The organism is Streptomyces sp. NPDC086989 (assembly GCF_044745505.1).
Classification (GTDB): domain Bacteria; phylum Actinomycetota; class Actinomycetes; order Streptomycetales; family Streptomycetaceae; genus Streptomyces.
Map to the genome: position 1 here is coordinate 242,595 of NZ_JBIVAL010000013.1, position 14,165 is coordinate 256,759.

General features: G+C 72.9%; 11 protein-coding genes. 3 read left to right on the forward strand and 8 right to left on the reverse strand.

Going from position 1 to position 14,165, the window contains the following annotated elements:
* Positions 1–71 precede the first annotated feature (71 nt).
* The 4 genes from ACIPK4_RS29370 to ACIPK4_RS29385 form a co-directional block, all read right to left on the reverse strand.
* Positions 72–953, reverse strand: coding sequence for a pirin family protein (locus ACIPK4_RS29370; protein ID WP_054224364.1), 882 nt, complete (start codon positions 951–953; stop codon positions 72–74).
* Positions 954–1,057: 104 nt separating this feature from the next.
* Positions 1,058–1,723: a hypothetical protein gene (locus ACIPK4_RS29375; protein ID WP_402317966.1), complete on the reverse strand. Its 666-nt coding sequence runs from the start codon at positions 1,721–1,723 to the stop codon at positions 1,058–1,060.
* Positions 1,724–1,842: 119 nt separating this feature from the next.
* On the reverse strand, positions 1,843–3,912 hold the full coding sequence (locus ACIPK4_RS29380) for an RICIN domain-containing protein (protein WP_402317968.1): 2,070 nt from the start codon (positions 3,910–3,912) through the stop codon (positions 1,843–1,845).
* Positions 3,913–4,174: 262 nt separating this feature from the next.
* The gene (locus ACIPK4_RS29385) at positions 4,175–5,062 is read right to left on the reverse strand and encodes a DMT family transporter (protein ID WP_402317971.1); all 888 of its coding nucleotides are present in this window, start codon (positions 5,060–5,062) and stop codon (positions 4,175–4,177) included.
* Positions 5,063–5,104: 42 nt separating this feature from the next.
* Between ACIPK4_RS29385 and ACIPK4_RS29390 the strand changes: the two genes are divergently transcribed.
* Complete coding sequence (locus ACIPK4_RS29390; RefSeq protein WP_402317973.1) at positions 5,105–5,650, forward strand: MarR family winged helix-turn-helix transcriptional regulator; 546 nt, start codon at positions 5,105–5,107, stop codon at positions 5,648–5,650.
* Positions 5,651–5,665: 15 nt separating this feature from the next.
* Here ACIPK4_RS29390 and ACIPK4_RS29395 read toward each other — a convergent pair whose 3' ends face one another.
* Positions 5,666–7,612 (reverse strand): galactose oxidase-like domain-containing protein, encoded by a 1,947-nt coding sequence (locus ACIPK4_RS29395; protein WP_402317976.1) that lies wholly within the window; start codon positions 7,610–7,612, stop codon positions 5,666–5,668.
* 216 nt (positions 7,613–7,828) lie between these two features.
* On the opposite strand from ACIPK4_RS29395, the gene ACIPK4_RS29400 reads away from it, so the two are divergent.
* Positions 7,829–8,509, forward strand: a complete 681-nt coding sequence (locus ACIPK4_RS29400) for a DUF4360 domain-containing protein (RefSeq protein ID WP_402317978.1) — start codon at positions 7,829–7,831, stop codon at positions 8,507–8,509.
* Between the two features lie 92 nt (positions 8,510–8,601).
* Here the strand turns inward: ACIPK4_RS29400 and ACIPK4_RS29405 are convergent, their stop codons facing one another.
* Complete coding sequence (locus tag ACIPK4_RS29405) at positions 8,602–9,528, reverse strand: AraC family transcriptional regulator (RefSeq protein WP_402317981.1); 927 nt, start codon at positions 9,526–9,528, stop codon at positions 8,602–8,604.
* 101 nt (positions 9,529–9,629) lie between these two features.
* On the opposite strand from ACIPK4_RS29405, the gene ACIPK4_RS29410 reads away from it, so the two are divergent.
* On the forward strand, positions 9,630–10,547 hold the full coding sequence (locus ACIPK4_RS29410) for an MBL fold metallo-hydrolase (RefSeq protein WP_402317984.1): 918 nt from the start codon (positions 9,630–9,632) through the stop codon (positions 10,545–10,547).
* On the opposite strand, the gene ACIPK4_RS29415 is transcribed toward ACIPK4_RS29410, so the two are convergent.
* Both ACIPK4_RS29415 and ACIPK4_RS29420 read right to left on the reverse strand, forming a co-directional pair.
* A complete protein-coding gene (locus tag ACIPK4_RS29415) occupies positions 10,529–12,580 on the reverse strand; it encodes a helix-turn-helix domain-containing protein (protein WP_402317986.1) in 2,052 nt (683 codons plus the stop codon). The two genes, ACIPK4_RS29410 and ACIPK4_RS29415, sit on opposite strands and share 19 nt — an antisense overlap.
* A gap of 32 nt (positions 12,581–12,612) precedes the next feature.
* Positions 12,613–13,980, reverse strand: coding sequence for an MFS transporter (locus ACIPK4_RS29420; protein ID WP_402317987.1), 1,368 nt, complete (start codon positions 13,978–13,980; stop codon positions 12,613–12,615).
* Positions 13,981–14,165 lie beyond the last annotated feature (185 nt).

Consider the following 14,165-nt stretch of genomic DNA (forward strand, 5'->3'; position numbering starts at 1 on the left):
CGTTCCGGCCTGCCCGGCCTGGTCCGGCCGGCCCTGCTGCGGCCGGCCCGGTCCGGGATGAGCACGCGGGCTCAGATGTCGATGTGCCCCATCAGGCCGCGCTGGTAGTCCACCTGGGCCTGACGGATCTCGGCGGCGGTGTTCATGACGAACGGGCCGCTGCGGGCCACGGGTTCGCCGATCGGCTCACCGGCCAGCACCAGCACCTCGGCCGCATCACCGGGAGCCTCGACCGCGAACCGCTCCGCGTCCCGGCCGAGGATCGCGAGGTGGCCGTCGGGGAGCTGGGCGTCGGGCGTGGCGGCGTTCCCGGACAGCACGTACACCATGGCGTTGTGTCCGGCGGGGACCGTGAACTCGGCGCGGCCGCCCGCCGCGAGGCGGGCATGGACGACCAGCACCGGGGTGTGGGTCTCGAAGGGGCCGCGCACGCCGTGCGTGCTGCCCGTGATCACGGTGAGCTCGGCGCCGCCGTCCTCGGTGACGACCGTGGGGATGTCGCCCGGTGCGGAGCCGTACTGGACGCGCGGCGGCGTCGCCTTGAGCCGGGCCGGCAGGTTCACCCAGATCTGGAGGAGGTGCTGCGGGCCGCCGTCGGCGAGCAGTTCGGGGGTGGGGCGGGCGAGGTGGACGAGTCCCGACCCGGCGGTGAGCCACTGCACCTCGCCGGGGTTCATGACGCGCTTGTGCCCCTCGGAGTCGATGTCCTCCATCGCGCCCTCGATGACGTACTGGATGGTCTCGAACCCGCGGTGCGGGTGCGGCGGCGCACCTTTGGCCTCGCCCGGACCCAGGACGTGCGGGCCGACCTGGTCGACCATCAGGAACGGGTCGACCAGCGGCAGTTCCGGCTGCGGGAACGGACGGCGGACGGGGAAGCCCTCGCCCTCGAACGTGTGGAAGGGGCGGACGACGCGGGTGGTGGAGCGCACGGCGGCGGTGGTGATGTCCATGCACCGAATGAACGGCACGGCGAATTCCACTGTCAACGCGCGCCCGCTGGGATGTCAGGTCCCAGGGCCGGCTCCGGCCACCGTGCCACCCGCCCCGGCGGCCGTCAGAGCCTGCGGGCCCGGGCTCGGCGCAGCAGCACACCGGCGGCGGCGCCGGCCAGCGCGATCACGGCCACTCCCGCCGTGGTCCACCACATGGTGGTGTCGTCGCCCTCACCGGCCGGGGCCGCGGAGGGGCTGCTCGCGGGCGACGGCGACGCGCCGGAGACCGGTGCGCCCGAGGCGGTGGACGCGTTGCCGGGTGCGGCCGTGTCCGACGCGGTGGACGGGCTGCCCGGTGCGGCCGCGCTCGGCGTGGCGGCCGACGGCGCCGGGTCGACGACCGGCACGGCGATCTCCTTCTCGCCGTGCCCGAGGGACGGGAACCCCACGTCGACGGTGACCTTCCAGGTGCCGGGCGGCAGCACCTCGGCCGTGCTCCAGCCGGTGCGGGTGCCGGCATCGCGGACCAGCCGCCAGGGCCCCATCGTGCGGGATCCGTCGGGGCTGGTCGAGTTCACCGTGGCGGCGACCGCCTCCTCGATGGCGTCCCCGTCGTTCTCCCAGGTGATCTCGGTGGTGACATGGCCTTCGCGCTGCCCGGTGACCACGACCTTGACGGTGTCGCCGTGGGCGTGGGCGGCCGTGGGCAGGGCCAGGGCCTGGGCGAGGAACAGGAACAGGATGCCGAGTCCGGTGCGGACGGGGAGGGCGTGTCGTCGTGTGCGCATCGTTGGGTGCTCCTGGTGCGGTGGGATGCGATGTGCTGTGGTGCGGGAGATGAGGGGGCCGGTGGACGGCCGCGCGGGGCGGCCGTCCACCGGCGGGAGGCGGGTCGGGCTCCGGAAGGTCAGCCGGCCTTCTGGACCGTCCACACCTGGGTGGCGCGGCCGTCCGCGCGCTGGAGGTCGAGCAGCCAGTCGCCGTAGTACGGGCGGTTGCTCACCGTCAGGGCGTAGCCGCCGCTCGCGTCGGTGACGCTCATTCCGCCGCCGCGCGCCGAGAGCTTCCACTGCTGCGCGGAGTCGCCGCCGCACGGCTGCTGCGCGATCCACATGCCGGGGGCGGGGGCGCCGCCCGTCTGCAGGCACTTGCCGGAGACGGCCGACTTGATGCGGACCAGGCCGCTGCCCGCGTCCTCGAACAGCCACTGCTGCTGGGCGTAGCCGTTGGCGCGGCCACCGACGAGCACGGTGCCGTCGGCGCTGCGGCCGCCCCACACTTCGGCGGCCATGCCGGTGCTGCCGTTGCCGAGGGTGTAGCGGGCGCCGGGCGTGGTGGTGCCGCCCGCACCGGTCGTACGGAAGGTGACGGCCGGGCCGGCTCCGCTGTCACGGCCGGAGGCGTCGCGGACCGAGACGGCGACCTTGTACTCCGTGCCGGGCTGGAGGTTGTAGATGCGCAGGGCCTGGGACTGGACCCAGGTCAGGTGCTTGCCGTTCAGCAGGACCTGGTACCACGCGGCCCCGTCGACCTTCGGCCAGCTCACCACGACGGAGTTGGACTGGATCTGGGCCGCCGTCACCTTGGGACCGCCCGTGGGCTTCTTGGTCGGCGTCGGGGTGGGCTTCGGCGTGGGCTTGGGGTTCGGATCGGGGTTCGTGCCGTCGCCACCGCCGTTGGTCTTCATCAGGAACTGGTTGTTGGCGATGTTCCAGTGCGTGGCGAGGTAGCTGCCCGCCTTGGGGTTGGTGTGGAAGTAGTCGTCGTGGTTGCAGTCCAGGATGTTCTCGGCGGCCTGGTTGGTGCACACGTTGCGCATCTGCGGGTAGTACGGGGTGTCCGAGTAGCACATCACGTCCCACTCGTCCGTGCAGTGGGCGCCGCGGCTGGTGTTGGGGGCGCTGTTGTTGACCGCGCCGAGGTTGTGGCCGAGTTCGTGCGCCGCGGTGTGGCCGCCCCAGCAGCCGGAGTCCGTACGGCCGTAGGAGGGGCCGAAGTTGCTCTGGTTGTCCTGGCCGGGTCGCTCGTCGCCCGCGAAGGTGCCGATGCCGCAGTAGACCTGGGTGTCCGCGAAGATCATGTACTTGCGGTCGCGCCGGTTGAGGCCCTTGTCGGCGAGCGCGTTGTTGGTCGCGCTGAACTCGGAGAGTGCGGAGGCCGGGAGCTCGATGTTGAGCACGGTCGGCGTGCAGTCGGCGGCCGTGACGAAGCGGATGTGGCGGATGCCGCCGGTCTCCTGGGCGCTCGTCGAGTAGATGAGGTCGGCGTCGGCCGCCCACTTGCGGAACGAGGCGAAGTACTCGGAGTAGCGGTCGCGGTCGGAGCCGTGGACGTACACGACCTGGACGCGGTTGCCGGTGCTGCCGTCGCCGTCGCACTGGACGGTCTGGCCGGCGGGGCCGGCCGCGACGGCCTGGCCGCTGCCGGCCGCGGCGGGCTTGGGTGCAGCGGAGGGCGCGGCCTTCGCGGACTGGGCGTCGGCGGCGGGCGCGTCCTGAGGACGCCCGCTGCCTTCCGCCGCGGCGGCCGTGTCGCCGGACTCGGGCTTCGCGGGGTCGGCCGCCGCTGCCTTCGTCTTCACGACGGGCGCGACATCGGACTTGATGTCCACGTCCTTGGGCGGGGCGTCGGGGCCGTGGGTGCAGAGACCGGCCTCCGTGCGGTAGACGCCGACACAGCGGTCGCCCTTGGGTGCGGCCTTGAGACCGTCGAAGACCATGCCCTTGGCGGTCTCGTTGGCGGGTTCGCCCACGATGGGCGCCGGCTCAGCGTCGTGGGCCGGTGCGGCGGCGGCCTGGACGAGGGTGTCCGCGGCCGCGTCGGCCTGTGCGGGCGTCCCTGCCTGGGCGTCGTCACCGAGCCCCGAGTAGGCGATGCCGCCCGCTATCACCGCCGCCGTGGCCATGGCGGCGGTGAGGAGTATCAACCGGCGCGGCTTGCGCCGGTGTTCGCGCTGCTTCCTGCGATGTCTAGTCATGCGCACCTCAAATCCTTGGTCGGAGGAGTGGGTGCGCCGCAGCCTGCCAGACGGGCGCGGTGGAGAATTCGGACAAACGGGAATGGGGTCCGAGATATCAGACTGTTACCTGCTGGCTGGATTTGATGAACAGTCAATTTGCTTTTGCGGCAGGGGAGTTACGCGCGTAGGCCGTTAATGGTCCAGGCCTTTTCGAAGATCTCGTTATCAAATCGAGATATAGGGCGAACCCTTGTTGACGGTAATTCAGTCAGGGATTCATCTAATTACTACCTGCCGAATTCCCCTCGTCACGAGCGGTGAGGAATCCTCCCCTCCGCCCCAGCAGGATGCCCGCCAAGGTCAGCAGCAGTCCGCAGATCTGTCGGAATGTGAGCGTCTCCCCGGCGATCGCCGTGCCCAACAGGACGCCCGTGACCGGGTTCAGCAGCCCCAGCAGTCCCACCGTCGCGGCCGGCAGCCGCCGCAGCCCCGCGAACCAGGCGGCGAAGGCCAGCGCCGTCGCGACGACCGTGACGTAGCCGAACGCCAACAGCGCCTGGGGGTCGAGGTCCGGCGGTGATCCCTCGACGCCGACGGCGAAGGGCAGCAGCATGAGGCCGCCGCCCAGCAGCTGCCACGCGGTCGAGGAGAGCACGTCGGCCTCCCCGCTCCATCGCTTGGCGAGGATGTAGCCGAGCGAGGACATCGCCATGGCGGCCACGGAGGCCGCAACGCCCAGGGCGTCCACCGGCACGTCCCCGGTGAGCAGCATCAGCGAGACCCCGGCCACGCCGAGCCCGGCGCCGGTCAGCTGAGGTGGCCCCGGCCGCTCGGCGATCAGCGCCCACGCGAACAGCATCATCACCAGTGGCGCGGTCGCCATCACGGTCGAGGCCGCGCTCGTCGGCAGCCGCTGCGCGGCGACGTAGACCAGCGCAAAGAAACCGCCCATGTTGAGGAAACCGAGCAGCAGGGACTTCCCCCACCAGGAACCACGGGGCAGCTCGCGGCAGACGGCCAGGAGCAGCAGCCCGGCCGGCAGGGCCCGGAAGGCAGCTCCGTACAGCGGGTGGCCGGCGGGCAGGAACTCCCGGGTGACGTAGTAGTTCGTGCCCCACGCGATCGGCGCGACCGCCGTCACCAGCGACCACCGAAGATTAGCTTCCATGGAAGCTATAATACCTTCCATGGAAGCTATAGTGGTGGGGTGATGCCAGAAACCGATGAGACGCATGAAGAGGCCCCCGCGGGACCGCCCGCCGACCACGTCGCCCGCATCCAGGCCGAGTGGGCCCGCGAGCGCCCGGACGTCGACGTCGCCCCGCAGGGCGTGATCGGCCGGCTGCACCGGCTCGGGCTGCTCCTGACGGACCGCCTGAACCTCGTCTACCGCCGCTACGGCCTGAGCGAGGGGGAGTTCGACGTACTGGCCGCCCTGCGCCGCGCGGGCGCACCGTACGAGCGGGCCCCCGGCGCGCTCGCGGTGCACACCATGGTGACGACGGGCGCGATGACCAAGCGGATCGACCGGCTCGAACGGGACGGCCTCGTCGCACGCCGCCGTTCGGCCGCCGACGGCCGCGGCCGCGTCGTCGGCCTCACCCCGGCCGGGCGCGAGCTGATCGACAGGGCGTTCACCGAGCACATGGACAACGAACGCAGCCTGCTGGACGGCCTGACCACGCAACAGGCCGCACAACTGGAGACGCTGCTCACCGCCTGGCTGGCCCGGGTCGAGCCCCCGCCCGGGTCCTGACCGGCGGGGTCCCCGCTACCGGCGGCCTCCCCGCTCCCGGTGGCCGCCGAGCTTGACCCACTTCGCGGTGCTCGGCACTCCCTTGGCGTCGAGCAGGAACAGCATGTAGTACCCGGGCGGGGCGTCGGCCGCACTCGGCGGCGTCCGAAGCCCGATCGCGGACCCCCGTACACCCGTGATCGGGAGTTCCAGATGGCGCTGACTGGTGTTCACCGCATGGGTGACCGTCGTCGGAGCCAGGAGCACCGCGCGGGTGACCGCGGAAGCGGTGGAACTGCTCACCTCGAACCCCGCCCCGTAGCCCAGCTCGCCCCCGGGCGCCCGGTCCAGGGCCGGCCGGCCGCCCCGGTGCAGGTACGCGGGCTCGTAGAGCTCGATGCTGCCGTCCATCTCGTCCCCGATGTCGGGGTCGTTGGCGATCTGCTGGAGCTCGTCGCCGGTCACCATCATGCGGCCGTCCGGCAACACCAGGGCATTGGAGTGGTAGCCCCGGGGCAGCCGTTGGGCCGGCCCCAGCCTCCAGTGGCCCTGCGCGTCGCGCAGTTCGATCTGCCGGTACGAGAGGTCGGCCTGCGGATTGAACGGTCCGTGTCCGTAATCCCGGGTGTCCAGCGCCCCGTTGACGGTGAGCAGCGTGCCGTCCGGGAGGATCAGCGTGTCGTCCTGGGTCCGGCCGAAGGCCCTCGGCTCCTCCGTGGTCCACCGGCCGCCGGACAGCCGGTACGTGTTCGGGTCGTGCGGATCGCCGCCGAGCACCAGGACCGAGTCGGGTCCGCGGAACCCTGCGGGCAGCGGGACGGCCGAGCCGTAACCGCGGAAGTCGGCGGGACGCCGGGGCAGGTCGGTGCGCGTCTCCTTGACCGGGTCGAACAGCCACTGCTGGTCGGCGTCCCGGCCCAGGCCGTAGACCATGCCGTCGCGCAGCGAGAAGAGGTGCGGATAGTCGTTGCGGAACGGGGCGTCGGCGCGCAGCCGCTCGGCGGCCAGGCCGACCGGGATGTCGTACGTCCGCCAGGGCACGGGATGGCGCAGCGCGGGGAAGCGCTCGACGACCGGGGTGGGTGTGCCCGTACCCCGCTCGGACTGGCCGGACATGATGATCTGCCGTCCGTCCGCGCCCGTCACGACCGAGGGGTACCAGCGGCCGACGGCCATGTCCTGGTTGCGGAACCAGGTCTCGGTCCACGGGTCGAACACGAAGGACAGCTTCGCGCCGCTGCCGCCCTTGCCGCCGGTGTTGCCGCCGAAGACCCCCACCATGCCGTTGGGCAGGAAGGCGTGCCCCGCGCAGAAGAACGGAGCCGGGCGAGGGGCGTACGTACCGTCGGGCATCAGGACGGTGGGGGGCTCCACCTTCTTGAACGCCCGGGCCCCGGTGCCGCGGGACGGGTCCCACAGGAAGGCGCGGCCCGCGTTCGTCCGGCCGATCCGGTCGGTGGGCCCGGTCTCCTTGGTGGGGTCGACCTCCACCCGCTCGAAGGAGAACAGCAGCACCTTGCCGGTGGGCAGCAGCGCGGTGTGGACGCCGAAGTCGGGGGAGGGGAAGAACTCCGTGAACCGCCCGGCCTGCGCCGCGTCGAACGCGGCGTTGGCCTGCTGCTGCGAGGCGGTGAGGGCCGCCAGGCTCGCGGTGCGCTTCGACTGCGGGTACTCCTTGGGCCCCTTGACCGCGCTGCGCCGCTGCGCGTGCGCCCGGGCGTGCTCCGCGCCGATGACGGAGGCCTCGTCGGCGTCGACCGCGATCCGGGCGCCGTCTGGGTCCGCCTCGGCCCGGGCGGCGGCGTCGGGGTCCGCCTCGGTCCGGGCGGCGCCCTCGTCCGGCTGGTGGTGGCCGGGTGGGGTGGTGTGCCCGACTGCCGTGGCGGAGGCGGGTGGGGCAGGTGCGGTGAGGGAGGCGAGAGCGGCGGCCACGGCCACGCAGGCGGACAGCACGGCGGACCGCCGTGCGAGCGGACCGGGCATGAGCTCTCCTCCGTCGACGGGGTGCCCATAATAGGAGAAATGCCGTTATTGGCGTGAAATGACGCGTGTGGGACGGGTGAAGGTGGGGGGCGTGGGCCATTCGGCCCCGGGTCCGGAGTACTGAATCGTTTCTTCGGTGAACCCGGCCGTCCGACCGGGTGAGACGGCGCACCCGGTGACGCCCGGCGGCTGCCCGCGCTGGCTATCCATGGCGGTGTGATCAAGTCACTTCGCACCGCTCGCACCGCACTGACCGCCGCCGCCGTGACCGGATGCCTCATCACGCTCTCGCCCGCGGCAGGGGCGACCGCTCCCTCCTCCTCCGCCACCACCGCGCCCCCCGGCCGGATCGCCGTCGACGTCGCCTCGGTCAACGGATCGGGCTGCCGCCCCGGCACCGCCGCCGTCGCCGTGGCCCCCGACAACTCGGCCTTCACCGTCACCTACAGCGAATACCTGGCCTCGGCCGGCGGGGGAGTCGCCGCCACCGAGGGCCGCAAGAACTGCCAGCTCTCCCTCCTCGTACACGTCCCGCAGGGCTACACCTACGCGGTCTCCCACGTCGACTACCGGGGCTACGGCAAGCTGGAGCCCGGCGCGACCGGCACCCAGAAGGCCAGCTACTACTTCCAGGGCATGAGCCAGACCGCCAACCGCACCCACCAGTTCCACGGGGCGCTCGACGACAACTGGCAGGTGACCGACACCACCGGTATCCAGGCCCTCGTCTTCGCCCCCTGCGGCGAACAGCGCAACTTCAACATCAACACCGAGCTGCGCGCGGAGGTCGGGACCTCCGACGCCTCCAAGACCAGCTACATGGCCGTCGACTCCACGGACGGCAGCATCAGCTCCGTGTACCACTTCTCCTGGAAGGAGTGCCCGGTACGCCGCTGAACCGGCCACCGGTACCGGAACGTCCCGAGCGGCGGTGGCGGCCGTCCGCCCCGCCGCTCGCGGGCGTCCGGGCGCCCGCCGCCGCCCCTCCGTCACGCGGCCTGCGCCACGCCGGCCCGGTAGCGGCCCGGTGTCGTCCCGAACTCCCGGCTGAAGGCATGGGAGAACGCGTACGGAGTGCCGTACCCGACCCGGCGCGCGATCACGGCCAGCGGGTCCGGGGTGTCCCGGAGCAGGGTGGCGCCGTACGTCAGCCGCCACCACGTGAGGTACGCCATCGGCGGGCGGCCGACCAGTGCGGTGAACCTGCGCGCCAGCGTGGGCCGGGAGACGCCCGCCTCGGCCGCCAGCCGCTCGTTCGTCCAGGGCGCGGCCGGATCCGAGTGCAGGGCCCGCAGGGCGGCGGCCGCGACGGGATCGCCCAGCACCGCGGACCAGGCTCCGCCCGAACCCTCGGCCATCCAGGAACGGATCATGTAGACGAGCAGGAGGTCGAGCAGGCTCGGCACCGCCACGCACGCGCCCGGCCGCTGCTCGCCGCCGAGCTCGCCGCCCAGCAGGGAGATCGCCGCCCGCAGTTCGGGGTACGCACCGACCCGGTTCGGCAGGTGGACCACCTCCGGCAGCTCCAGCATCAGAGGGTGGGCGCGGCTGCGGTCGAGCCGGTACTTGCCGCACAGCATCTCCACCCCGCCGGAACAGGCCGCGGCACGGATCGGCAGCGCTCCCGAGGGCAGGAGTTCGAACGGCACCGCCCGGGCCACGGTCGCCGCGTCGGCGGGGGAGTCGGCGATCACGTGCCCCGCACCGTGCGGCAGCAGCACCGCGTCGCCGGCGCCGAGGGAGACGGGCGCACCGCCCCCGTCGGGGAGCAGCCAGCAGCCGCCCTCCAGCACCACGTGGAAGCCCGCACCGTCGTACGGGGCGAGACGTGCGCACCAACTCCCCTGCACGGTGATCCGGTTGGAGGAAGGCCGGCCGATCCGTACGGCCGCGATCGCGTCGCTCACCACATCCATGGGGCCAGGGTACCCACGGCATCAGCAGTGAGACGATCGCGTATTCACCTGAGCCGGACAGGCATTGAGAGGCTCATCCGGCTCTTCCTAGGCTTGACGGCATGAAGACCGAGAGCAGGAAGAGCATCGTGCTGGGTGACGTCGAGGTCACCCGAGTCGTCGAATGGCAGGGGCCGTTGGGGCCCACGGCCGGTCTCGTGCCGGACGTCGGCGCGCAGGTGTGGAAGGAGAACGAGGACTGGCTGGCGCCGGAACACTGGGAGCCCGCCGAGGACCGGGCCGTCCTGGCGCTCCAGACCTGGGTGCTGCGCAGCGCAGGCAAGACCGTCCTGATCGACACGGGCGTGGGCAACGGCCGCGAGCGTCCCGGTTCGCCGCTCTTCCACCGGCGGCAGGGCGATTTCCTGGGGGAGCTGGCGCGGGCCGGGGTCCGGCCGCAGGACGTGGACATCGTCGTCAACACCCACATCCACGGTGACCACGTCGGGTGGAACACCGTGGCGTCGGGCGAGGGTTGGGTGCCGGCCTTCCCCAACGCCCAGTACCTCGTCCCGGCCGCCGACGACCACCACTTCGGGCCCGCGAACCGGTACGGCGGCGGCGTCCGCGAGGACGACCGGCTGATCTACGAGGACAGCATCGCGCCCGTCCACCGCACCGGGCAGGTCGTGCTCTGGGACGGCGCCCACCGCATCGACGAGCACCTCACGCTGGAGGCCGCGCCCGGGCACACCCCCGGATCCTCCGTGGTGCGGCTCGCGTCCGGGACCGACCGGGCCGTCTTCGTCGGCGACCTGCTGCACAGCCCCGTGCAGATCCTGGAACCCGCCTGCAACAGCTGCTTCTGCATGGACGCCGCACAGGCCGCCACCAGCCGCCGCCGGATCCTCGAACGTGCCGCAGACGAGGCCGAGTTGCTCGTACCCGCCCACTTCGGCGGAGCGGGCGCCGTCGAAGTCCGCCGCCGGGGAGCGGACTTCACCCTCGGGACGTGGGCGGCCTACGAAGAGGTCGGGTGAGGTGACCCGGGGCCGTGCGGATCCGGCGCCGACGGCACCCGGCGTGGCCGGACCGCCGCCACGCGCAGGATCCGAAGCGCAAGCTGCACCTCCAGCGCCCCCGCCGGGGCGTTCCAGTCCTCGCCCAGGATCTGCCGGACCCGGTCCAGGCGCTGCACCACGGTGTTGACGTGGACGTGGAGGGCGTCCTTGGTCCGGGCCAGGCTGGCGCCGTGCGCGAAGTACGCGTCCAGGGTGCGGACCAGCTCCGTCCCGCGCCGGGTGTCGTACGCGATGACCGGCCCCAGCACCCGCTCGACGTACGCGCCCACGTCCGCACGGTCCCCGAGGAGCACCCCGAGGAACCCGAGGTCGGCCAGGCCGGCCCCGCCGCCGGTGTGGCCGAGGGCGTGCAGGGCCTCCAGGCAGCGCAACGCCTCGGCGTACGCGCCCGGCAGGCCGTCGGGGCCGGCGGCGGGTCCGGCGGAGCCCGCCGTGACCGGAGCGCCCAGCGCCTGACCCAGCTCGGCGGCGAGCGACCGGGCGAGCGGGCCCGGGCGGTCCGTCGGGGCGATGAGGACGACGCGGCCCTGGTGCAGCCCGGCCAGGCCGTCCCGGGCGCGTGCGTGGCGGGCCGCCTCCGCCGCCAGCCGGGACCGCAGCGCGGCATCGCAGTGCAGTACCACCAGGGCGTGCGGGCGGGTGAGGTTCACCCCGAGCTTGCGGGCCCGCAGGGTCTGGCTGTCGGTGTCCCGGACCCGGCCGGGCGCCGCCGGAGCCAGCAGGTCGCCGAGCAGTTCGCCGCGGACCCGGTCCTCGGCGTGGGCGATGGACCGCCGCAGCAGGAGCAGCAGCGCCGTCACCAGACCGGCCCGCTCGAACAGCCGCCGCTCGGTGTCGGGCAGGTCTCCGCGGCCGCCGAGCGTGATGCTCCCCAGCAGCTCGGGCCCGGCCAGGACCGCGCAGACCCAGACGCCGTCCACGCAGACGGCCCGGCCGCCGGAGCGCGAGGCGGCCAGGGCGTGCTCCGGCGGCCGGCCCGGGTCCGCGCCGCCCCGCCTCGCGTCGCACCGCACCGCGCCGCCGTGCCTCGCACCGCCCTGTTCCGTGGTGTCGCCCCGCTCCGCGCCGCCTTGCTTCACGCCGACGCGGGCGAGCTCGGCGCCGTCCGCGTCGTGCACCACCAGGCTGCCGCCCAGCAGGGTCGCGACCTCCCGGGCGACGTCGGCCACGTCCCCGCCGCGCAGCACGAGGCGGGTGAGACGGTCGTGGGTCTCGGCTGCGAGCCGCATCGCCTCGCTCTGGGCGCGGGCGGTCTCGGTGGCCACCCCGAGTTCCACGAGCGCGGCCCGCGTCTCTTCGAGCAGCCGCGCACTGTCGATGGCCACGGCCGCGTGATCGGCGAGGGAGGAGAGCAGCGCGACCGCGTCGGGCGCGAAGTCGCGGACCGCCCGGTCGGCGGCGTACAGCACCCCGATCACACGGGTCCCGACGCGCAGCGGGACGCCGAGGATGCCGCGCAGCCCCTCCTCGCGCACCCCGTTGTCGATGGTGTCCGTATGCCGGAAGCGGTCGTCCGTACGGTAGTCGGCGCTGGCGTACGGACGGGCGGTCTGGGCGACGAGACCGCCGAGCCCCTCGCCCATGCCGAGCCGCAGCTGCTGGAAGGCGGCCGACACGGAGCCGTCGGTGACCCGCATGAAGGTGTCGCCGGCCACCGGATCGTTGAGGGTCATGTACGAGACGTCGGTGCCCAGCAGCATCCGCGCCCGGTGGACGATGGCCCGCAGCACCGCGTCGAGGTCGCGCAGGGCGGCGAGGTCGCCGGCCGTGTCGAACAGGGCCGTGAGCTCGGCCTCGCGCCGCCGGTGCTGGTCCAGCGTGCGCCGGATGTCCAGCGCCACCCGCGTGGCCTCCTCCACGAGGGCCTGCTCGGCGGGGCTCGCCCCGGCGGTACGGGCGTCCGCCGCGGGCCGGGCGAACTGCTCGGCCGGTGCGCCGCGGCGGAGCAGTTCGAGCAGTTCGAGCAGGGCGGTTTCCCTCGCGGAGGTCATGGCGGCATTCTCCCGGGACGGACCGGGCCGGATCAGGCCGGGTCCGCGGCGGCCGGAACGTGCGCCTTCCGGCCGGAGGGCGTGCCCGGGCCCGCGGCCCGGGCCAGATCCCGGCCCCGGGTCTCCCGGGCGAAGGCGACGGTGAGGGTCGTCACCACCGCGGCCGCACAGAGGTACAGGGACACGGGCACCGACGAGCCGTAGTCCTTGAGGAGCTCGACGGCGATCAGCGGAGCCAGCGCGCCGGCCACGATCGAGGCGAGCTGCGAGCCCATCGAGGCGCCGGAGTAGCGGACGTCGGTGTCGAACATCTCGGATATGAAGGCGGCTTGGGGCCCGTACATGGCGCCGTGCAGCAGCAGCCCGGTGGTGACGGCGGCCGTGATGACCGCGAAGGACTCCGTGTCGACCAGGGCGAAGAACGCGAACGCCCACAGGGCCATGCCGAGGGAGCCGATCAGCGTCACGGGGCGCCGGCCGATCCGGTCCGAGAGCGCACCCCAGGCCGGGATGGTGACGAAGTGGACGGCCGAGCCGATGAGGACGGCGTTCAGCGCGGTGCTCTTGGGCAGACCCAGGTGCGCGGTGACGTACACGAGGAGGAAGGAGGTCAGTACGTAGTAGGAGATGTTCTCGCCGAACCGGGTGCCGACGGCGGTCAGCACCTGGCGCAGGCTGCGGCGGAACACCTGGACGACGGGTGCCTCGGCCTTGCGCCCCTCCCGGGCGGCCTGCGCGGCGAGGAACACGGGCGACTCGGAGACGGACAGCCGGATCCACAGTCCGAGGACCACCAGCACACCCGACAGCAGGAACGGGACGCGCCAGCCCCAGGCCAGGAACGCCGCATCGGACTGCACGCCGGCGAGCAGCGCGAGCACCCCGGTGGCCAGCAGGTTCCCGCCCGGCGCACCGGACTGCGGCCAGGACGCCCAGAACCCGCGGTGCTCGGCCCCGCCGTGCTCGGAGACGATCAGCACCGCCCCGCCCCACTCCCCGCCGAGGGCGAAGCCCTGCACCAGCCGCAGGACGGTGAGCAGCACGGGCGCCCCGACGCCGATGTTGGCGTAGGTGGGCAGCAGCCCCATCGCGAAGGTCGCCCCGCCCATCATGAGCAGGCTGAGCACCAGCAGCTTCTTCCGCCCGACCTTGTCCCCGAAGTGCCCGAACACGACCCCGCCGAGCGGCCGGGCGAGGAACCCGATGGCGTAGGTGATGAACGCGATCAGGGTGCCGGTCAGCGGATCGCCGGTGGGAAAGAACAGCTTGTTGAACACGAGCGCGGCGGCGGTGCCGTAGAGGAAGAAGTCGTACCACTCGATGGTGGTGCCGATGAGACTGGCGGCGACGATCCTGCGGATGCCGGAGGGGCTCGTTCTGCTCGCTGCGGGGGAGACCATGTGCACCACTTCCAGGGGGTCTGCGGGTACGCCGGGTGTGGCCACAACGTAGAAGTCCGCAGGTCAGCCGCATATGTGGCAGGCCATCACAATCAGACGCCGCCTTGTGTGCCCCACCGCCACACGCCGTCCCGGTGGGCGGGCCGTCCCAGGAGACCCCCCCCCGCGCCCCGAGCGCCGCGGAA